The organism is Flavobacterium sp. HBTb2-11-1, assembly GCF_009826975.1.
Lineage (GTDB): Bacteria > Bacteroidota > Bacteroidia > Flavobacteriales > Flavobacteriaceae > Flavobacterium.
In genome coordinates this window covers 738,961-760,055 of the sequence record NZ_WUMO01000001.1, presented here as the reverse complement: position 1 = coordinate 760,055, position 21,095 = coordinate 738,961, and the positions used below count along the sequence as shown (strand labels likewise).

The window sequence follows — 21,095 nt, the reverse complement described above, 5'->3', positions numbered from 1 at the left end:
GTCTTAATTATTTCATTAAAAAATCAAATATAGCCATTAGTAGAAAATAACTTTAGTAAATTTGCAAAAAATATATTATCATGACTAAAATCACTATAAAAGAGACTCAAAATCCAACAATTTTAAAGTTTGAATTTGAGGATTTCATCACTCAAAATCAAAATTTTGAGTTCAAAAATATTGATGAAGCGCAAGCTTCTCCGCTAGCTCAGCAATTATTTTATCTGCCGTTTGTTAAAACAGTTTATATTTCTGGAAATTTTATCGCTATCGAAAGATACAGCATTGTAGATTGGGATGATGTAAAAGATGCTGTAGCAGAACAAATCAGCGCTTTTGTTGATAAAGGTGGCGTTATCATTAAAATTGATGAAACAAAACCAAAAAAACAGCCTATTACGGTATACGGAGAAACCACTCCAAATCCATCCGCATTGAAATTTGTTGTGAGCCGAATGCTTACTCGCAATGCCGTAGAATATAAAAATATTGATCAGACTGCTTCTTCTCCTTTAGCTCAGGAATTATTCAAATTTCCTTATGTGAAAGAAATTTTTATTGATGAAAATTACATTTCGGTTACAAAATATGAAATCAATAACTGGGACGAAATTACTTTAGAATTGAGAACTTTCATTAAACAATTTATTGAAAACGGAGGAACTGTTTTAGATGAAAGCTTAATCGAAACTAAAGCGAAAACTGAAGCAAAAAAAGATGAAGCTTTTGATAAGTTGGATGTTACATCACAACAAATCATTAACATCTTAGAAGAATATGTAAAACCAGCGGTTGCTGCTGATGGAGGAAACATTGCTTTTGAATCTTATAATGAAGATGACAAAACGGTAAAAGTATTATTGCAAGGTGCTTGCAGCGGATGTCCTTCATCTACATTTACTTTAAAAAGCGGAATTGAGAATATGCTGAAAAGCATGCTGAATGATGAAGCTATTAAAGTGGAAGCTGTAAATGCTTAATCTCATAAAAACACAATTCAAAGCGTCTCCTTGAGGCGCTTTTTTATTGTTATTAAACACTAGATATCAATTATTTATCATTAAAAAAACAGTAATTCTATAAAATTAATTAATATTGTATTCTTAACCAATTAATTAAAAACCATGGGATTATCTTCATTTTTTAAAAATTTATTTGGCTCAACCAAAGAGTCTGTAACTGAATTGGCAAATAATGCCGAAGAGACTTTTGAACAAGCAAAAGAAGCTGCTGCACCGTATATTGAAAAAGCTGAAGCTTTTGCGGAAGAAACAATAGAAAAAGTAAAAGAAGTTTCGGATCCGATTATTGACCGCGCTTCAGAATATGCTGAAAAAGCAAAAGAAACTGTAAGCGAGTATGCAGATAAAGCATCTGAAGCCATAAATAACGTTGTAGATACTGTTAAGGAGAAAACGGCTTCTCTGGCTTCTGAAACCCCAGAAACTATTTCTGAAACCGTTGTTGATGTAAGCGAAAAAGCTGTTGCAGAAGCAGAAGAAATAGCCGACGAAGCTGCTGAGAAAGCATAAACACAGTTTTCTGATAATGTAAATATTTTTATATTTGCACCGCTAATATACCTTCTCTTTTGAGAAGGTTTTTTATTTTAAAATCATGAATCTTAGTCCAGAACAAGTCAGTAAATACATCAGTCGATTTATTGACATTTTAGTTGATTATTCGCCAAAACTTATTTCTGCATTTTTAATTCTATTTGTTGGTTTATATGCCATCAGATTAATCAACAGAATCATTCGAAAAGTAATGATTCAGCGAAATCTAGATCCTACATTAACAAAATTCTTAGCCGATATTTTATTGTGGGCGTTACGAATTTTATTATTTGTAACCTTTATTTCTAAATTAGGAATTGAAACCTCTTCGTTCGTAGCTATTTTAGGAGCAATGGGTCTTGCTGTTGGTTTATCATTGCAAGGATCGCTTTCAAATTTTGCCGGCGGAATGCTTATTATCGTTTTCAAACCGTTTAAAGTTGGAGACACTATAGAAGCTCAAGGAGTTATTGCAACTGTTCTTGAAATTCAGATTTTTGTAACTAAGATGCTAACTGGAAATAACCAGACGGTATTTGTTCCGAATGGATCTTTATCTAATGGAAACATTATTAATTACTCTATGCAAGGAGAAAGAAGAGCCGATTTGACTTTCTCTATTTCGTATGATTCTGACATCAAAAAGGCTAAAGAAGTACTTTTAGCGGTGTTGAACAATAATCCAAAAGTATTAAAAACGCCTGCACCAGAAGTTTTTGTAAAAAATCTTTCTGCAAGTTCAATAGATTTTGCTGTTCGTCCTTGGGCAAAAAATGCCAATTATGGAGCGGTTTTTTCTGAAACATTAGAAAATTGCAAAACAGCTTTGGATGAAGCTGGAATTGCTATTCAGCCTTACACAATACAGAAATAAATTACCTATTGAGTAAAATTGGAAATTCAATTTTAAACACATAGAAATATAGATTTTATTAGCTCTGTTTAAGATTACAGAAAAAGTACGCTTTCACACATAGCTCTATGTGGATATTCTAAGTGAAAATACCTTAGTAAACTCCCAAAAGCTATATTTCTATGTGTTAAAAATAATTGCAAAAAGTATTATTCCTTTTTTGAAGGAGCGGTAATAATAAAATCTTTTAAATAATAAGGTTCAAAATAAGCGACATCTACAGTGTCGCTTTTTTGATACTTATCAAAACTGATTTTACTCATAGCTTGTGCTGAAGGATATTTTATGTTTTCTAAAAATACAAAATTGTCTTTGGTCAAAACCGTTTTACATTTATCGGCACAATCGCCAACAAAGTAAAGTTTGCCTATATATTCCTGAAATGAACTTTCGTCAATAATTTCGGCTTTAATAGCTCTTTCGACAGTCAAATCAGAATTAAAAATGGCACTGTAAACTTCCATACGGCGCGCATCTAACATTGGTACAATTTTTCCGTCTGTAACTCCTGCTTGCGATGCTAAAGTCTGCATTGTATCAACCGCAATCAACGGAATATTTAAAGCATAACACAAACCTTTTGCTGCCGAAACACCAATTCGCAAACCTGTATACGATCCTGGCCCTTGGCTAACAGCAACGGCTTTTAAATCCTGCGCCGATATTCCCGCTTTTGCGATTACTTCTTCAATAAAGACATGAAGCTTTTCGGCATGCGAATATCCTTCATCTGCCAATTCACTGCAAACAATGGTCTGGCCATCTTTTGCAATAGATACAGAACAATTTTTAGTAGCCGTTTCGATATTGAGAATAAAAGACAAAGTATTAAATTTTAAATTATTGCGGTATTATATTATTTCTTTGGAGATTCAGCTTTCTTAAACTTTACCTTGTCTCCAGAATTTAGTTCTTTAGAAACTGTTGTATACGGGCCTGTAATAACAACATCGCCAGGTTTTAATCCAGACATTACTTCAATATTAGTATCGTCTTGAATTCCGGTTTTAATTATCCTAATTTTAGCCTTATCTCCAACTTTCACAAAAACACATTCGAATTTTTTATCGCTTTTTGGAGCTGCTTTTTTATCTTCATTTGGATCTTCTACTTTAAAATCCTTTACAGCTGTAGTATCCGATTTTACTACAACAGAACTAATTGGCACTGCCAAAACATTTGTTTTTGTAGTTGTAACAATATCAACTGTAGCTGTCATTCCAGGTCTGAAAGGAGAATATGTGCTTGGCTTTCCTTCTAACAAATCTTGGTAAGAATCTTTAAGTATACGAACTTTAACTTTAAAATTAGTTACCTGATCTGAAGTCAATGTAGTGCTTGCAGAATTAGAAATGCTGGTTACAACACCTTTAAATTTCTTTTTTAAATAAGCATCCACTTCAACATTTGCTTCATCCCCTATTTTAATTTTTACGATGTCATTTTCATTCACATCAACTTCAACCTCCATATTATTTAGGTTGGCAACACGCAAAAGTTCAGTTCCTGCCATTTGCTGTGTTCCTAAAACTCTTTCTCCCAATTCTACATTCAATACAGAAATCGTTCCGTCAGCAGGAGAATAAATTGTGGTACGTCCTAAGTTATCTCGAGCCTCGGTAACAGATGCCGAAGCACTTTGAACGTTGTAATAGGCACTTTGTTTGGTTGCTTTTGCAACTTCAAAAGTAGAAACGGCTTTATCCCAATCTGATTTTGAAATTACGCCTTTGTCATACAATATCTTATTACGCTCATAATTTGCTTTTGCTTCTTTAAAACTGGCGTCAGATTGAGTAAGGCTTGCTTTTGTTCCTGCCAAATTTGCAACAGATCTTTCTAATCCTGAGGTATATAAATCTGGATTTATTTTTACCAATAAATCGCCTTTTTTAACCACCTGCCCCTCTTTTACATTAAGTGAAATAATCTCGCCCGAAACCATCGAGGCAATTTTAACTTCAATTTCGGGTTGGATTTTTCCTGTTGCAGAAACTGTTTCAACAATTGTTGATGCCATCACTTTTGCAGTTTCCACTTCTTTTCCTTCGTCCTTATTCCCTATTACTCCAGCCTTAGAAAGACCAACCAAAGCCACAATAAGCACTACTGCAGCACCTAATAAAGAATAAACTGTTTTTTTCTGCATAATAAATTATTTTGTAATAATTGGAACAATTGGAATTCCGAAATAAAACTCTAATATTTTAATTTTGAACATGTAATCGTATTTTGTTCTGATAACATCAGACTGTGCATTGGTCAATAAGGTTTGAGCTTGTGTGAAATCAAAAGAGTTCATTAAACCTACATCATATTTCTCTTTTGCGTAATTGTAAGCCTGTTGTCTTGCTTCTAAAGTTACGGTAGCCGATTCGTACGTATTTAAAGCTCCTCTTGCATCTGTAAATGCCGTATAAACGTTACGTTGCAAATCTAAACTTTTTTGCTCTAAATCTATTTTAGATTTTTCTAAACTTACTTTATTACGTTCTACATTGTTTTTAACGGAGAAACCATTAAAAATAGGAACATTTAATTGTAAACCAAAATTATGTCCCTTATTATCACTAAACTGTTGGAATATAGGATCTGGTCCAACAGTATACGGATTACCATTTGCATCTAATTTAACTTGATCACTGTAACTAGCTCTTGTATTAAATCCATAAAAACCAGAAAGTGTTGGCTGATAAGCCCCTTTAGCTATGGCAACATTTTTTTCAGCAATCTCAAGATTAGTTTGAGCTAATTTTAATTCAGTTCTCGTTTCTTTGGCTTTGTTATAGATTTCAGTAGGAGTTTGCGCCAAAATATTATTTTCATCCGATACATTAGTATCATCAACTACATCAAAATCTGCAAATTCTTTTAATTGCAACAGCTGCGCTAAACTCAATTTAGAAATCAGTAAATTATTTTCAGAAACAGCTATGTTTTGTTTATCTGTCGCAACAGTTGCTTTTAAATCGAACAAATCTCCACGCGGGATTGTTCCTGCATTTACCATTTCTTCAGAACGGGCAAATCTTTTCTCATCGATTGCCAACTGCTCTTTCTTAACTTTTAGATCTTCTTTGTTAGATAAAATTTGCAAAAATGCACTAGCCACATTTAAAGAAATATCTTCTTGCATTTTTAATAGCTGATAATGAGAGGCAATGATACTTAATTTTGCCTTCCTCATTGTGTTTTGATTCTGCAGACCTTTGTAGATGTCAACTCCTGCATTTATCCCAACTGAAGAGTATTGTGTAGTTTGATTACGTAAAATACCTGTTGTAACATCTTGGTTCAAACCTATGTTCCAAGAGTGAGAAGCATTCCCGTTTACAGATGGAAGATAGTTCCCTAAAGCTCCTCTTTTATCAATCTCAGCATTTTTTACATCTAATTCAGATAGTTTTACTGTGATATTATTTTCAAGTGCATATCTCACACACTCTTCTAGTGTCCATTTCTTTGATTGCGCCTGCCCAGTTAATCCGAAACCGAATAACAATGCTATAACCAGACTATTATATTTATTTATTTTCATATACTTTTAATGAAGGCGCAGTAAACCGAACTACGCAAATTTAACATTTTTAAAACCAAAAAGATCCTTAACCTTCAAATTAGCTTATTTTTTTTCTTTGTCTCCTTCGTTAATTAAGCCTTGATTCCAGATTTTAATTTTATCTGTATCATTTACACCGCTTTTAACTTGAACGTAGATTCCGTCGCTTACCCCAAGAACCAAATCTCTTCTTTGAAATTTCTGTGGAGCAGTTTCAACTTCTACATAAGGCTTTTGTGTTTTTTTGTCAAATTGAACTAAAGACTCTTTAATTGCCAAAACTTTCTCTGCTTTTTCTAAAATAATTGAAGCATTGGCACTTAAACCAGCTCTAATAAAAGTATCATCTCTGTTAACCATTTGTGCTTTGATTTCAAACTGGATTGCTCCATTTTCAGTAACTCCTTTTGGGGCAATATAGTTTAAAACTGCATCAAATTTTTTATTTTCGATTGCACCAATTGTAATCTCAATTGGCATTTTTTCTTTAATTTTTCCAACCTCAGATTCATCGATTTTTCCAATAAAAATCATTCTTCCAACATCAGCAACACTTGCAATTGTGGTTCCTTCGTTGAAGTTATTACTTTCGATAACTTGGTTACCGACTTTTACCGGAACATCCAATACCATTCCGTTAACTGTAGAACGAATTAATGTATTAGCATAACTTCCCAAAGAAGAAGTTGTTCCTGTTTTAACGATATCTAAACCTTGTTTTGCAGCCAAATAATTTTGTTTTGCCTGATTGTAAGCCAACAAAGCCGCATCATAATCATTTGCAGAAATCACATCTTTCTCAAATAATGTTTTCTGTCTTTTATAGATTTTTTCCTGATTGTCTAATGCAATTTTAGCGGTCTGAACCTGGTTTTGAGAATTGCTTACATTCGAAACGTTTGCTACAACTCTAATTTTAGCAATCATATCGCCGGCTTTAATTTTTTCACCCGCTTTGATGTACACTTCCTCAATAATCCCTGAGATATTTGGTTTGATTAGAACCTCTTCATCAGGCTGAATATTACCTGTCGCAATAGTATTTTTTACGATGGTCTTAATTTCTGCTTTTTCCGTTTTAAACACAATCGGCGATTCTTGGTTTTTAGCATACAAATAGTAAAGCGCGCCAAAAAAAACAATTGCAATAAATATTAAAATGGTTACGGTTACTCCTTTTTTCATTTGTTCTGGGTTTAATCGATTTATTTTGATTGATAATTTATTCTGTTCTTAGTGCATCTACAGGTTTTACATTGATCGCAGTCTGTGCTGGGATAAATCCGGCAAGCAAACCAGATCCGACCAAGATGATTAATGCAACAAATACAACTCCTAAATCTACAGTTGGATTCGCAAACATAGTATTTTGATCTGGAGGCATCGAGTCTAATACCATATTTAAAACCGCTATAATTCCTGTGGCAACAGCAATTCCGAGCATACCCGAAATAATAGTTAAAAATATAGACTCTGTTAATATTTGACTTCTAATTGCTCCAGGTGTTGCGCCTAAAGCTCTTCTGATTCCGATTTCTTTTGTACGTTCCTTAACCACAATCAACATGATATTCGAAATTCCGATTACGCCTGAAATTAAAACCAATGTCCCTACGAAATAGGCAATTACTTTTAAAATATTGAACAAGCTTTGCACTTTATTAAACTGCTCGTACAAATCAAAATTTCCAACTGCTCTATCATCTGTTGGATTTATAGAATGCAATGATTTTATAATCTCTAAAATTTTAGGCTTTAAATCGGTTATTGAAGTTTCATCTTTCGCGGTAAGCGCCATCCACCCTACTTTATCGCCATAATTAAAGGCTTGCTGAAAAGTTGTAAAAGGAATAAAAATATTCTTCTGTTCCTGCTCTGCATTTCCTCCTTGTTGTTTGGATTTATAAACCCCGACCACCATAAAATTGATGCTGTTAATCTTGATATATGTTCCAACAGCTTCCTCTTCTTTGCCATAAAGTTCACTGATAACCCCTTTTCCAATTACGCAGACTTTTCTTCTTTGCTCAATATCCTGCTGATTTACAAATCTTCCTTTAATGATATCCATCGGCTGCTGTTTAATCAGCTCGGGATAATCTCCATAAATGGTAAAAGCTGAAGTTTTAGTGCCTCTTACTACGTTATTTGTACCGTTAAAATCGCCTAATTGATTCCTCGGCGAAACATATAATAAATCTGGCAATGCTGCTTTTAAAGCCGTTACATCACTATTTCTAAAATCATAACGTCTTGTTTTTGGCAAACCTTTATAAGCCTTAGAGGTAGTCTGACTCCACATGAACATAGTATTCGTCGCAATTCCATCAAACCCCTTTTTGATACCATTTTCCAAACCATTACCTGCAGCAAGTAAAATTACCAAGATAAAAATACCCCAGAAAACGCCAAAAGCCGTCAGGATAGTCCTGAAAGGATTGGCGGTTAAGGCCTGTAAAATCTCGTCCCAATTATCTTTTTTAAACATAATTATTCGTCTCTAAGTGCTACAATAGGTTTAATTTTGGCTGCTCTATAGGCTGGAAAAAATCCTGCCATTGCTCCTGCAAAAACAAGTAATACCAAAGTAGTTAAAGCAACACTAAAATCTACTTCAGGATTTCTGAAATATTCACTCTGAACCATAGGTCCAACAAATTCTAATAATGCAAGACTGGCTAATAGTCCAACAAAACCTGCAATGGTTGTGATAAAGATCGATTCGTGAAGAATCATGGTAATAATTGAAAAAGGCGAAGCTCCCAATGCTTTTCTAATTCCGATTTCTTTTGTTCGTTCTTTTACAATAATAAGCATGATATTACTTACTCCAACTACACCAGCGATAATGGTACAAATACCTACCCACCAGAAAAAGAGTCTGATATATAAGTTTAAATCGTAAAACTGTTTGGCATCTTTAACCGAATTATAAACTCCCACACCTCCATCGTCTTCAGGCGCCACTACATTTTTACTCTTTAATAAATCTTTTAAATCTTGGGTAAACTTTTCCGATTGAGCCAGCGCTTCATCATAATCTTTTGTCTTTTTTAAAGTAAAAAACAAATTGCTGATCTTGTCGCCTCCGCCAAATGTTTTCTGAACTGTAGTCAATGGCAGATAAGCACGAGTTTCTTCTCTTTCACCTCCTGGATCTGTAAAAACCCCAACTACTTTAAAGTTGATATTGTTAATTAGGATTTCTTCCCCTATTGCCTCCTTATCTTTAAGCAAATCGTTTTTTAGTTTCATCCCAATGACAGCCACTTTGGCGTTACTTTCCAAATCCTTAGCATTAATATAACGGCCTTGGACTATTGTTAAATTTTCGATTCCGCCATAATCTGGATTTACCCCTCTAAACTGATAACTGCCCGATTCTTTTCCGTAAGCAAAAGGCTGTCCCCAATAATTATTGGTTGAAGCTCTCAGATCTAATTTATCTTCAAATTTCTGTACCGATTGATTGTAATCGCTATTGCGAAATTGAATCTGCCTTCCTGGATTTAATCCTTTGTACTCTTTTGTAGTTGTACCAGACCAAACCTCAATGATTCCTGCGGCATCGCGTTCAAATTGTTTTTCAATTCCGTTTTGCAAACCTTTACCTGCACCAAGCAGAATTACCAAAATAAAAATCCCCGAAGCCACAGAAACTCCTGTTAAGAATGTTCTTAAACGGTTTTTAGAAATGGCTTCAAATATTTCCTGCCAGCGTTCAATATTAAACATAAGACGAAGCTCTAACTTGTTCTACTTTTTTATCATCGATAATTAATCCATCTTTTAGGACTACATTTCTTTTGCACATTGCGGCAATATCAGGTTCGTGTGTAACAATCAAAATTGTTTTTCCCTCATCATTAATTCCTTGAATAAGTTCCATAACTTCATACGAAGTCTTAGTGTCCAAGGCTCCAGTAGGCTCATCGGCAAGCAAAACTTTCGGATTTGACGCCAATGCTCTTGCTATAGCCACACGCTGTTTCTGCCCTCCAGAAAGTTCGTTTGGCAAATGATGAACGTGAGATCCTAAACCTACTTTCTCTAAATATTTCATTGCTATTTCGTAACGTTCCTTTCTTTTAATACCTTGATAATATAACGGCATTGCAACATTGTCTAATGCCGATTTGTAATTAATTAAGTTAAAAGACTGGAAAACAAAACCTAAAAATTTGTTACGGTATTTTGAAGCAAGAGTTTCGTTTAATTTTTTTATTGGAGTTTTATCTAAAATATAACTTCCAGAATCGGCTTCATCCAAAATTCCTAAGATGTTAAGAAGTGTTGATTTACCAGAACCAGACGATCCCATAATCGCAACCAATTCTCCTTCTTCTATATTAAAATTAATACCTTTTAATACATGTAGTTCTGAACTTCCCATCTTATAGGATTTGTGTAAATCTTTAATTTCGATCATGGTATTGTTAAATTTTTTAGACAATAATAACATTTTTATTAAGTAATTTATGATAATAAAAAGTTAATACTTTTGTTACCTATTTAGTATTAGACTTCAATTTTTAGTTATTGTTACACTTTTTGAATTAAAATATGATTGTTTTCGTAATTTTACTTCGTAATAAAAATCATCTTAAATGAAGCTTAGTTCTATTATTTCAATGTTTTCGGTGTTTGCCGTACTGACAAGCTGTTCTTCAACTCAAAAATTAGAAACATTAAAACCTGAACCAGACGATGCCAGTCCATTAATTTATGACAGTAGCCCTTCTTTTATCAACCTCCCTATTACGATCAAATTAAGCGATATTGAAAATCAGACCAACGCTTTGCTTAACGGATTGATTTATGAAGACAATAACATCGAAGATGATGATATTGAGATGAAAATCTGGAAACAGGCTCCAATTAAAATTCAAAATGATCCTTCAAATCTTGATAAAAGAATCAGGACAATTTTACCGCTTAAAGCGAATATCAAATATCGAATTGGCACAAAAAAACTAGGAGTAGAATTGTATGATGTTAGAGAATTCAACTTAAACGGAGTTATAACTCTTTCTAGCGAAACGGCTTTAACCAATTGGAAACTGACCACCAAAACAGAATTCAAATCTCTAGATTGGAGTGAAAGTCCAACTATGACAATATTTGGCAAAAACATGCCAATTACGTATTTGATCAATCCGGCGATTTCTATTTTTAAAAGCAAATTGGAAAAGAAAATAGACGAAGCAATCGAAAAATCAATGGATTTTAAACCGAACGTTCTTCAAGCAGTTGAAAAAATCTGCACTCCTTTTCAAATGAGTGATACCTACGAAAGTTGGTTACGAATTGTTCCTATAGAAATCTATTCGACAAACGCTAAACTGAAAAACGATTCGTTCCTGCTTGATATGGGAATGAAATGTAACATGGAAACTATTGTTGGCAAACAGCCAGAATCAAAATATAGTGCTAGTAAAATCGTTTTAAAGCCTGTTGCTAAAATTCCAAACCAGATTTCTGCCAATATCGCAGCTATTTCAAGTTATGTAGATGCATCTAAAATTATGACTAAAAATTTTGCTGGCCAGGAATTTGGTTCTGGCGGTAAAAAAGTAACTGTAAAAAATGTTTCTATTTGGCACAAAGATGGCAAAATGGTTATTGCACTGGACGTTCTAGGTTCTATTAACGGAACACTTTATCTGAATGGCTTCCCTTCATATAATGCCCAGACAAAGGAAATTTACTTTGAAAAATTAGATTATGTATTGGACACGAAAAGTAAATTGATGCGTACAGCAAACTGGCTCGCGCAAGGATACATTCTTAGAAAAATGGAAGAAAGCTGTCGCTATTCTATTCAGCCTAATTTGGATGAAGGCAAAAAAAGTATGGCAGGTTATTTAAAGAATTATTCTCCAATGCCAGGCGTATTTGTCAATGGCAAAATGGAAGACATTCAGTTTGATAAAATACAGCTAACGAATCAGGCAATTATAGCTTTCATTAAAATAAACGGAACGGTAAATGTCTCAGTAAACGGACTTAAATAAGCATAAAAAAAGCAGCGATTACGCTGCTTTTTTCTTTTTAGAATACATTCGATAAATCAAATATCCGATTATTAATACTAGCAAATACGGAATTACCATTAAGTAAACAATTCCATCATTTACCGCTTCTGCTTTTTTAATATTAGAATCACCAGATAATGCTGCTCGGCACATAGCACATTGGGCATTGGCAGAAATCCCAATTAAAAAAACACAAATTCCAAGAATAAAACTTTGGAAGTTTGAATTTGAATTTTTGATTTTATTTTTAGTGTGCATAATATGGCGAAATCATTAAATAAACCACTACTCCCGTAACAGCGACATACAACCAAAGCGGAAAAGTGATTTTAGCTATTTTTCTATGTCTGTCAAAACGTTGTGCAAGCGCTCTAACGTAAGTTATTAGAACAAGAGGAATAATGGCAATTGACAATAAAATATGCGTTATAAGGATAAAGAAATACACATAACGCAACGCTCCTTCTCCTCCATACTTTGTAGAATCCGAAGTCATATGATACGCTACGTACATAACCAAAAAAGCAACCGATAATGCAATAGCAAAAGTCATTAATCTTTCGTGCAATTTTTGGTTTCCTTTTTTAATAGCCAAAACAGCCCAAACCAACACTACAGCTGTGATACCATTTGTAGTTGCATAAATTGGAGGCAAAAATGACAACGGTTCTACTTCAACACCAAAATCTTTTAATTTAACTCCAAACAAAATTGCCACAACAACAGGGATTATTATTGAAACCGCAATAATAAATTTGCTAAATTTTTTCTCTAAAGTATTATCTTCCATTTTTATTCTTCTAATAAAATTTTAATGTCTTCTTGAATATCTCTTACTCCTTTTTTATCTAACCCATCATAGTAAATATTCGGATTTCCGTATTCATCTTTTCTGCAACGGATGTTCCCGTCTTTATCAATTAAAGCAAACAAACCGGAATGTTCGAATCCGCCGCTTACTTTATCATTTTCTCCTGCATACAGATTAAATCCTTTATTTGACAAATCCATAATTACGTTTCTGTCTCCAGTCAAGAAATTCCAATTAGAAGACTTTACTCCAAGTAATTTCGCGTGATCTTTTAAAACCTGTGGCGTATCATGTTTTGGATCGATTGTAATCGAAACAATTCCGAAGTTCGGATTTCCGAAAAAGGTCTTTTCTATCTCCAGCATACTCATATTCATCTTTGGACAAATTGATGGGCAAGTTGTGAAGAAGAATTCCAAAACATATACTTTTCCTTTATAGGTTTCATTTGAAACTTTAACATTATCTTGGTTTGTCAATTCGAATTTTGGCGCTGGGCCAATTGTCAAAAGTTTAGCTTCTTTGGAAGATTTTGCTCCAACATTATCCAAACGGTTTCCTTTTACTACGTCCCCGTTTTTTATTCTATCAACAATTTTAGGTACGGCATAAATCCCAAAAATCAGAATGACAAAAGAGATCCCAATATATGATTTGTTTTTAAACATTATAAATGATATTAAAGTTGCTTTGTAGCGTTATGATTCTTCTTTAAAGCGGCGCGGTATTCATAAAGGATAATCTTAAAGTCATCCAGCATTTCATTACTTAACTCTGATGGATGAAAAGTATCGTAGCCTTCTTTATACTCTTTCGGGTCTTTTCTTCCTCTTAGATTACGTTCTTTATCGATAATATAAACATTGGAAGTTCCAAGATTCTCATTCAGTTTCTCTTTTAAATGCAATCCGTCGTAAAATTTCTGAATATCTTCTTTTGGAGCAAAAACAAAATTCCAGTTTTTAACGTCTGTAAAAGGAGATAAAGCATCCACAATTTTTTGAGCTTCGGCTTCAGTTCCAGTAGGACACAACACTACAAACTGAAGATCTTCAAAACCATTATAACGCTTGTAGATTTTTTCGTTTAGATTGAAATAATTACCTCTATTTTCTAGAATGTTTGTACCTGAAAAACCTAGCACAGTAATTTTTTTATCAAGGGAGACTTTTTTTCCGTTTAATGAATTCCAATTTCCAAAATCGGCTACTTTAGGTGTTATTACAGGAAGTGTCGTAAAACTATTTACACCAGAAGCAAAAAATAAATACGCTACAATTGGCAATACAAAAAGTACAAAGAGAACTATATTTTTTTTCATTGTATTAACGGAGAATTATTGAGGTACAAAAATAAAAAAATCCCGATGTTATCGGGACTCTTTTCGAATTAATATCATGTTAAAAATTCCATTTAATAGTAGAATCTTTAAAAACCCCATAAATATAATGTCCTTCTGTTAACAGAATAAACAATAAATATAAAACTAGGAAGATAACAGGAGAAACTACAGACCATCTAAGGCTGCTTTTTTCACCTTCCATGTGCATAAATGCCCATACAATATAATATGCTTTGAAAATTGTAAGGATATAGAAAATCCAGTTTAACAAATTCAAGCCAATAAAATGAGTAAACTCTAACGCTCCAGGTTTGTAGATACCTAAGATAACCTCTACTGTAGTTACTACTGAAAGTAATCCAAAAACAAACCAGATTCTTTTTGTATTTGATACGTGCTCGTGTGACATAATAATTAAATTCTAAAATTAAACTAGGTAGAAAACTGTAAATACAAATACCCAAACTAAATCTACGAAGTGCCAGTATAATCCAACTTTTTCTACCATTTCGTAGCTTCTTCTCTTCTCGTAAGTACCTAATAATACATTAAAGAAAATAATGATATTGATGATAACTCCAGAGAATACGTGGAATCCGTGGAAACCTGTAATAAAGAAGAAGAAATCAGCAAATAGTTTATTACCGTACTCGTTTCTGATCAAGTTAGCTCCTTCTACAACATATTTAGCGCTAGCTAAATGTTTTTCAGATTCTTCTCTTGATAAGATTGTCTTTTTCTTTTTATCTGTAAGTTTTTCTGTTCTAATTAAAATTTCAGGATGAGCTTTAAAACCAGCCTGAACTTCAGCAACTGTGTAAGTAGGAAGAGTCTGAGCATCTTCCATAAACCAAGTTGATTTGCTTCTTGTTAAAGCTTCTCTTTGTTCTGGCAATTTAACAGCAAAATCAGCTAAAGCTACTCTTTTACCATCTTTGTCCACAAATTGAAGTAAACTTCCTCCAACAGTTTCAACTGCCCCATATTCTCCTTTAATGAAGTTTTTCCATTCCCAAGCTTGAGAACCAACGAAAATTAAACCTCCAATAATTGTCAAGAACATATAGATTGCAACTTTTGTCTTTTTCAATTGGTGCCCTGCATCAACAGCTAATACCATTGTTACAGAAGAAAAGATCAAAATAAAAGTCATTAAAGCTACATAATACATTGGAGCCGCAACACCATGCATAAATGGGAAGTGAGTGAACACTTCATCAGCCAAAGGCCAAGTTTCGATAAATTTAAATCTAGAAAAACCATAAGCTCCTAGAAATCCAGAGAATGTTAAGGCATCTGATACGATAAAAAACCACATCATCATTTTACCATAACTTGCTCCTAAAGGCTCATTGTGACCGCCTCCCCAAGTTTTTTCGTCGTTGTTTGCAGTAGTAACTGTCGCTCCCATAAAAGATATTCGTTAAAAAGTTCCCAAATTTACGTTTTTTTCTTATTTAAAGAAATATAAAAATAAAAATAAATATACCCATAATAAATCCAAAAAGTGCCAATACATCGCACCTAGCTCTATGCCAAGAGTTTGAGTCGAATTGTATTTTTGTTTAAAATGATTATAAATTATAATTAAAAGTGAAATTAATCCGCCAGCTAAGTGCAACAAGTGTGTAACTGTCACAACATAAAGGAAAGTTGTAGTAATTGAACTACCTTCTCCTGTAAAATAATACCCTTCAGCAACGATTTGTCCAAATCCTTTGAATTGCAATACCACAAACAAAACCCCTAAAGCTAAAGTTCCAAGAAGTAATCCTGTAACTGCGCTTCTATTGTCTTTCTGAATGGCTTTTTTTGCCAAGTGAAAAGTAACGCTACAAGCAATAATCACTGCTGTACTCCAATAGAAAGCAGAAGGAAGTTCAAAATTCTTCAACCAGTCTGCCCTTGATTTACTTACTACAAATGCGCTTGTCAAACCAGCAAACATCATGGTCATACTAACCATTGCGAAAAGCAGAATCAGCTTTGCTGATTTTGATTTTCTTACTTGTTCTTCATTTGTTTTTAATGTCATTTCCATAACTATCTTAAAAATTTATCTACTATAAATACAACCTGCAAAAGTGAGATATAAGAAACACTCACCAGCATTAATGTTCTCGCAGCTTTTGGAGTTCTTAACTTATACAAACGAACTGCATAAAAAAGCATCCAAATCCCCAACAGAAACACTAAAACCGCTGCAATTGGAGAAATAAACAATTGCCCCGTAAAACCTAATACTGGTAATAACGATGCTATGATAAGCCAAATTGTATACAATATGATTTGCAAAGCTGTTCCTTTATCTTTTTTACCTGTCGGAAGCATAAAGATTCCTGCTTTTTCATAGTCTTCATACAAAAACCATCCGATAGACCAAAAGTGTGGAAACTGCCAAAAGAATTGAATCAAAAATAAAGTTCCTGCCTCGATACCAAATTCGCCTGTCGCTGCTACCCAACCTAACATAAACGGAATCGCACCAGGAAAAGCTCCAACAAAAACAGACAACGAAGTTACTGTTTTTAATGGCGTATAAACACTTGTGTATAAGAATATAGAAATTGCAGCAAACATTGCAGACTTCGCATTTATTGTATAAAGAAGCGCAATTCCAATAATAGTAAGCAGACTTGCCACTAATAAAGCTACTTTAGGAGACATACGGCCAGAAGGAACTGGACGATTTTTAGTACGATCCATTAAAGAATCGATATCTTTTTCGATTACTTGATTGAAAGCATTTGAAGCACCAACCATACAATAACCGCCAACTGCCAAAACAGCTAAAACACTCCATTTAAAAGGATGATCAGCATCTACTCCCAATAAATATCCAGCAATAGAAGAGAACAATACACTAATAGCCAAACCCGCTTTAGTAATCTCCTTAAAATCTAGAAATATTGATTTGATTGATAATGTATTTTTTGCAGCGTTCAATACCGTTGTATTTTGTGTATTTTTTTTGAGTGGTGCAAATGTACAAATTAGATTGTAGAATATTAACCTATAAAAATAGATTTTTTTCAATAAAACCTTTACAAATTAAGATCTCAGCATTCTTTAACACTATTATTTCGAAAAATCTTATTAAAAAGACTAGTAATCAAAATACCAATTAAAAATATCTGAACGTAAACCAATGCTAAACCAAGTGGTACTTTGCTTAAAAGTTGCTGCTGTTTCTTGAGTTGGGTCAAAATTTCTATAGATTAAACTTCCAAACAATTTCAAATTTGTCATTGGGTTAATTAAATATCCTCCCTGAACATCAGCAATAAAAACATTAGTTTTATTTCCCTGTCCAATTTTCACACCTGTATCATAAGGACGTTTGACATCATAGCTTTTATAAATATTTCCTCCGTAGTTATATGAGTCTGCAGCGGTATCAAAATCTAAACCTCTGGTTCCAACTGTCAGCTTAGCGTCTGCAAGCCAGCGCCCTTTATGATATCTCGCAATCGCAATAAGTTCTTTAAAATTTCCTCCCCATTGATGCCCAACGCTTTGATTATTGTGCCCATAATTTGTAACAACAGCACTATGCGAGTACACATAAGGGCGCACGCGATTATATTCAATCTGCACCAATAAATCTTTTACATTAAATGCATTAAAGTATTTTGCTCCAAACTGAAATCCAAATTTGTTTTTCCAGCTTTGATTTCCTGCTCCAACATCAGAAACAGAAAACTCGTCAATCAAAAACTGCGAATACAGATTTATACTATTATTCCATTTGTATTTACCTGTAATTCCTAAAAGCGCATTTCCACTTTTAGATGAAGAACCAAATTCTACCGCTCTGTAGAAGATAATCGGATTCACAAAATTAGCATCAAAACCTCTGTTATTAGTATTTGTCCAAACTACAGATTCAAAAAACCCTAAGTTTACTCTATTCGAAACATTCCAGCTCAAATAGTGATTGGCCATGAATTTTGTTGCGTAAGTCTTTTCGGCCGTTACTTCTGGACGAACATCTTTCATCCACATATAGGTATTGGTGTATTTAATTTTCCAAAATTTGGTATTTAGTTTAAAATATGGATACGGACTTGCTCCATCGCTTTCTAACAAAGAACGATAACCGTCACCAATGAAATTTCGTCCATAACCTAACTGAAAATCAAAAATTTTACCCGGGGCAAAAGTAATATTCGCTTCCGCTAAAGGAAAATCGTAAGCATCTGTCTTGAATCTTTTTGCAATTCCAATTCCGGGAATAATAGCAGGATTTCCTCCTGATGGCTTAATAGATTCTGCATAATCATTAAAATACCCTGCAAATCGTCCTTGGCTTTCAAAAAATGTAGTCGTAAAGTTGATTTGTTTTCCTAGACCTCCTCTAAAATTAAGTGCTCTGGTATTCACGTAAGTGTAAGAAGCATCCAAATCTGAAGCTTTACCCATTTGTAAATCTACAATCGGATTTAAGGCAAACCAATAATCTTCTCCTTGAATCTGAACTAAATTTTCATTCCACCATTTTCTTCCCAACCAAGTCGATGTCTTTTTCTGCAACGATTCATTCACAGCTCTCAGATTATAATACTTTGAAACCTCAGCATACGTATATGGCTTAGAAGCCGTATGGTTATTACTTCCAACTTGATTCATCTCTGCATCAAACTGAGCATAATAACTATGCGAAAAAGGAATATTTAAATGACTATCGAACTCTGGATTTCGGTATTTTTTATACACGATACTATCTAATTCTGTCATTGGTTTTACCGTCTGCTTTTCTATTTCTGCTGCTGCCTGAGCTTCTGCCGCAAGTTGTGCAGAACTTTTTAGCGGTATATCAATAGAAATCGTATATTTAGAATACGTTGGTTTTCCGTTGTAAGTTGAAGGTTTTATTTTTGGAAATATCCCAAAAACTCTTTTTGCTTCTTCAGACAATTCTTCTGTTTCTGCAGAGACATAAATTACTTTAAATTCTCCTTCTGCATTTACTTCAAAAAGTAATTTTACCGCCCCTTTATAATTGCTCTGTTTTAATTTTTCTGGCACTTGAAAATTGTTAAAAACAAAATCTTGGACTTCTTTATAAAAACAGGTTTCTAATTTTTTACTATCTAAATTCTCGCAGTTAGGAAAAACTGGAAACATTTCTGCCGTAAAACCAGGTTGAACCGAAGAATTACCATTTTGCTGGGAAAAAACAATAGAGAATGAAAAAATTAAGACAAGGGACAAAAAAAACTTATTCACTTAAAATTTGGGTATTTATTTAATATTGATTTGGGGATATTTCTCCGTTTGCAATTGCTTTTGCTGCTGAAGTTCCAATACGTTTTACTCCTAAACGAATCATCTCAGCTGCTTCTTCAAATGAACGGACTCCGCCGGCTGCTTTTATGTAAAGCGGCGAAGCATTTTCGAGCATCATAATTATTGATGGAACCGTTGCTCCATTTGGGAGATCATTTTCTGTTTTGTAAAAACCAGTAGAAGATTTTACAAAAACCGATTCAAAATCATCTTCTTTAAAATTAGATACTACAACATGTTTTATTAAGGCAGATAACTGTATAATTTCTTTATCTGTTAAAGCCGCAACTTCAATAATCCATTTTACTGTTTTATCGTTTGCCAGTCCAATTTGTGTTCCGATCAGGATTTCTTTTTTTACCAAATCAAGATCACCATTTTTGAATGCTTCGTAGTTACAGACAAAATCTAAATCGTCGGCACCGTTAGCAATAGCTTCATTTGCTTCTTTAATCTTCTCTTCAAGACTTGACTTTCCCTCTGGAAAATCGATTACAGTTCCAACTAACAAAAGAGAATTGGCTTCTACAATCATTTCTTTTGCCATTGCCACGTATTCCGGGCGAATCATAATCAGCTTGAAACCTTCTTGAATTGCTTCGGCAATTGCATTTTTGACCACAATAGTATTTTCTGCTTCCGAAAGACCAGCTTGCGAGGCAGTTTTTAAATACGTAGAGTCCAAATATTGCTTTACATTCATTTTAATAGAAGTTGCAGAAAACCAGCACAAAAGTACATTTTATATTGAAAAAACATAGCTTTTTAAACACTTGATTTTCTTGTAATAAAAAACCCACCGAAGTGGGTTTTTAAATTATATTTTATCGATTTGCTTTTTAAATCCTATTGCAGAGAAAACTGCCACAACTGCACCAAGCGCATTTGCTAAAACATCTGTAACATCTGAGGCTCTTGTAACTGTAAGAGCACTTTGGAGAATTTCGATTGTGATTCCAAAAAAGACAGAAAATATAAAAGAAATCAAATACGCTTTATAGTCGTCTGCATCTTTTCCTTTTAGTTCTTTTTTGAAAAATAAAATCCACGAAATTGTAAATCCAAAATGAAAACAGAAGTGGATAATTTTATCAATACTTGGAAAATTAATCGCCGGTATATTACTAGAATCTGTCAGACAAAAATAAGTAATGATTCCAGAGCAGATAATTGCCCAAATTAATAAGAGTTGTTTAGGCACCGATTAAATTTTTATAAGCTTCATCAGACAATAAAGAATCGATTTCTGATACATCAGCAATTTTTATTTTAATCATCCATCCAGCTCCGTAAGGATCTGAGTTTACTGTTTCAGGAGCACTTTCTAAATCGTCATTAAAAGCAATGATTTCACCTGTTAAAGGCAAGAATAAATCAGAAACTGTTTTTACAGCCTCAACAGTTCCAAAAACCTCATCTTTTGAAAGTGTCTGATCTAAAGTTTCTACTTCAACATACACGATATCTCCTAACTCTTTTTGTGCAAAATGAGTGATTCCCACTGTTGCAACATCACCTTCGATGCTAACCCATTCGTGATCCTTTGTGTACTTTAAATTTGCTGGTATGCTCATAATAGTTGTGTTTGAA

Annotated in this window: 23 protein-coding genes; 4 read left to right on the top strand and 19 right to left on the bottom strand. The window is 33.7% G+C overall.

Going from position 1 to position 21,095, the window contains the following annotated elements:
• Positions 1 to 80: 80 nt before the first annotated feature.
• The 3 genes from GR162_RS03300 (at position 81) to GR162_RS03290 (ending at position 2,430) form a co-directional block, all read left to right on the top strand.
• Complete coding sequence (locus GR162_RS03300; protein WP_008467344.1) at positions 81 to 980, top strand: NifU family protein; 900 nt, start codon at positions 81 to 83, stop codon at positions 978 to 980.
• A gap of 144 nt (positions 981 to 1,124) precedes the next feature.
• Positions 1,125 to 1,532: a YtxH domain-containing protein gene (locus GR162_RS03295; RefSeq protein ID WP_160780975.1), complete on the top strand. Its 408-nt coding sequence runs from the start codon at positions 1,125 to 1,127 to the stop codon at positions 1,530 to 1,532.
• Between the two features lie 85 nt (positions 1,533 to 1,617).
• Positions 1,618 to 2,430, top strand: a complete 813-nt coding sequence (locus GR162_RS03290) for a mechanosensitive ion channel family protein (RefSeq protein WP_160780974.1) — start codon at positions 1,618 to 1,620, stop codon at positions 2,428 to 2,430.
• A 188-nt stretch (positions 2,431 to 2,618) separates the two neighbouring features.
• Here GR162_RS03290 and tsaB read toward each other — a convergent pair whose 3' ends face one another.
• From tsaB to GR162_RS03255, 7 genes are all read right to left on the bottom strand, one after another.
• Positions 2,619 to 3,293, bottom strand: a complete 675-nt coding sequence (gene tsaB, locus GR162_RS03285; RefSeq protein WP_160780973.1) for a tRNA (adenosine(37)-N6)-threonylcarbamoyltransferase complex dimerization subunit type 1 TsaB — start codon at positions 3,291 to 3,293, stop codon at positions 2,619 to 2,621.
• A gap of 32 nt (positions 3,294 to 3,325) precedes the next feature.
• Positions 3,326 to 4,618 (bottom strand): efflux RND transporter periplasmic adaptor subunit, encoded by a 1,293-nt coding sequence (locus GR162_RS03280; protein ID WP_160780972.1) that lies wholly within the window; start codon positions 4,616 to 4,618, stop codon positions 3,326 to 3,328.
• Positions 4,619 to 4,624: 6 nt separating this feature from the next.
• Positions 4,625 to 6,007 (bottom strand): TolC family protein, encoded by a 1,383-nt coding sequence (locus GR162_RS03275; RefSeq protein WP_160780971.1) that lies wholly within the window; start codon positions 6,005 to 6,007, stop codon positions 4,625 to 4,627.
• A gap of 84 nt (positions 6,008 to 6,091) precedes the next feature.
• On the bottom strand, positions 6,092 to 7,213 hold the full coding sequence (locus GR162_RS03270; RefSeq protein WP_066032780.1) for an efflux RND transporter periplasmic adaptor subunit: 1,122 nt from the start codon (positions 7,211 to 7,213) through the stop codon (positions 6,092 to 6,094).
• 37 nt (positions 7,214 to 7,250) lie between these two features.
• Complete coding sequence (locus GR162_RS03265; protein WP_008467355.1) at positions 7,251 to 8,516, bottom strand: ABC transporter permease; 1,266 nt, start codon at positions 8,514 to 8,516, stop codon at positions 7,251 to 7,253.
• A 2-nt stretch (positions 8,517 to 8,518) separates the two neighbouring features.
• Complete coding sequence (locus tag GR162_RS03260; protein WP_160780970.1) at positions 8,519 to 9,763, bottom strand: ABC transporter permease; 1,245 nt, start codon at positions 9,761 to 9,763, stop codon at positions 8,519 to 8,521.
• The gene (locus tag GR162_RS03255) at positions 9,756 to 10,457 is read right to left on the bottom strand and encodes an ABC transporter ATP-binding protein (protein ID WP_160780969.1); all 702 of its coding nucleotides are present in this window, start codon (positions 10,455 to 10,457) and stop codon (positions 9,756 to 9,758) included. Before GR162_RS03255 ends, GR162_RS03260 begins: the two co-directional genes overlap by 8 nt.
• Positions 10,458 to 10,635: 178 nt before the next feature.
• Here GR162_RS03255 and GR162_RS03250 point away from each other — a divergent pair, with 178 nt between their 5' ends.
• Positions 10,636 to 12,042: a DUF4403 family protein gene (locus GR162_RS03250; RefSeq protein ID WP_160780968.1), complete on the top strand. Its 1,407-nt coding sequence runs from the start codon at positions 10,636 to 10,638 to the stop codon at positions 12,040 to 12,042.
• Between the two features lie 18 nt (positions 12,043 to 12,060).
• On the opposite strand, the gene GR162_RS03245 is transcribed toward GR162_RS03250, so the two are convergent.
• The 12 genes from GR162_RS03245 to gcvH all read right to left on the bottom strand — a co-directional run bounded on the left by GR162_RS03245 (position 12,061) and on the right by gcvH (position 21,079).
• On the bottom strand, positions 12,061 to 12,321 hold the full coding sequence (locus GR162_RS03245) for a hypothetical protein (RefSeq protein WP_160780967.1): 261 nt from the start codon (positions 12,319 to 12,321) through the stop codon (positions 12,061 to 12,063).
• The gene (locus GR162_RS03240) at positions 12,311 to 12,853 is read right to left on the bottom strand and encodes a DUF420 domain-containing protein (RefSeq protein ID WP_160780966.1); all 543 of its coding nucleotides are present in this window, start codon (positions 12,851 to 12,853) and stop codon (positions 12,311 to 12,313) included. The genes GR162_RS03245 and GR162_RS03240 overlap by 11 nt, the downstream gene beginning before the upstream one ends.
• A gap of 2 nt (positions 12,854 to 12,855) precedes the next feature.
• Positions 12,856 to 13,542 carry an SCO family protein gene (locus tag GR162_RS03235; protein WP_160780965.1) on the bottom strand — a complete coding sequence of 229 codons (687 nt, stop codon included), beginning with the start codon at positions 13,540 to 13,542 and terminating at the stop codon, positions 12,856 to 12,858.
• An 11-nt stretch (positions 13,543 to 13,553) separates the two neighbouring features.
• A complete protein-coding gene (locus GR162_RS03230; RefSeq protein ID WP_160780964.1) occupies positions 13,554 to 14,195 on the bottom strand; it encodes a hypothetical protein in 642 nt (213 codons plus the stop codon).
• Between the two features lie 79 nt (positions 14,196 to 14,274).
• Positions 14,275 to 14,625: a cytochrome C oxidase subunit IV family protein gene (locus GR162_RS03225; RefSeq protein ID WP_160780963.1), complete on the bottom strand. Its 351-nt coding sequence runs from the start codon at positions 14,623 to 14,625 to the stop codon at positions 14,275 to 14,277.
• A gap of 18 nt (positions 14,626 to 14,643) precedes the next feature.
• Complete coding sequence (locus GR162_RS03220) at positions 14,644 to 15,627, bottom strand: cytochrome c oxidase subunit 3 (RefSeq protein WP_066032786.1); 984 nt, start codon at positions 15,625 to 15,627, stop codon at positions 14,644 to 14,646.
• Between the two features lie 42 nt (positions 15,628 to 15,669).
• A complete protein-coding gene (locus tag GR162_RS03215) occupies positions 15,670 to 16,257 on the bottom strand; it encodes a cytochrome c oxidase subunit 3 (RefSeq protein ID WP_008467366.1) in 588 nt (195 codons plus the stop codon).
• Between the two features lie 2 nt (positions 16,258 to 16,259).
• Positions 16,260 to 17,162: a heme o synthase gene (gene cyoE / locus GR162_RS03210; protein WP_160780962.1), complete on the bottom strand. Its 903-nt coding sequence runs from the start codon at positions 17,160 to 17,162 to the stop codon at positions 16,260 to 16,262.
• A 159-nt stretch (positions 17,163 to 17,321) separates the two neighbouring features.
• Positions 17,322 to 19,445: an energy transducer TonB gene (locus GR162_RS03205; RefSeq protein WP_160780961.1), complete on the bottom strand. Its 2,124-nt coding sequence runs from the start codon at positions 19,443 to 19,445 to the stop codon at positions 17,322 to 17,324.
• 19 nt (positions 19,446 to 19,464) lie between these two features.
• Entirely contained in the window at positions 19,465 to 20,208 is a 744-nt protein-coding gene (gene deoC / locus GR162_RS03200; protein WP_160780960.1) for a deoxyribose-phosphate aldolase, read from the bottom strand.
• Between the two features lie 114 nt (positions 20,209 to 20,322).
• The gene (locus tag GR162_RS03195; protein WP_160780959.1) at positions 20,323 to 20,706 is read right to left on the bottom strand and encodes a VanZ family protein; all 384 of its coding nucleotides are present in this window, start codon (positions 20,704 to 20,706) and stop codon (positions 20,323 to 20,325) included.
• The gene (gene gcvH / locus GR162_RS03190; protein WP_160780958.1) at positions 20,699 to 21,079 is read right to left on the bottom strand and encodes a glycine cleavage system protein GcvH; all 381 of its coding nucleotides are present in this window, start codon (positions 21,077 to 21,079) and stop codon (positions 20,699 to 20,701) included. Before gcvH ends, GR162_RS03195 begins: the two co-directional genes overlap by 8 nt.
• Positions 21,080 to 21,095: the final 16 nt, after the last annotated feature.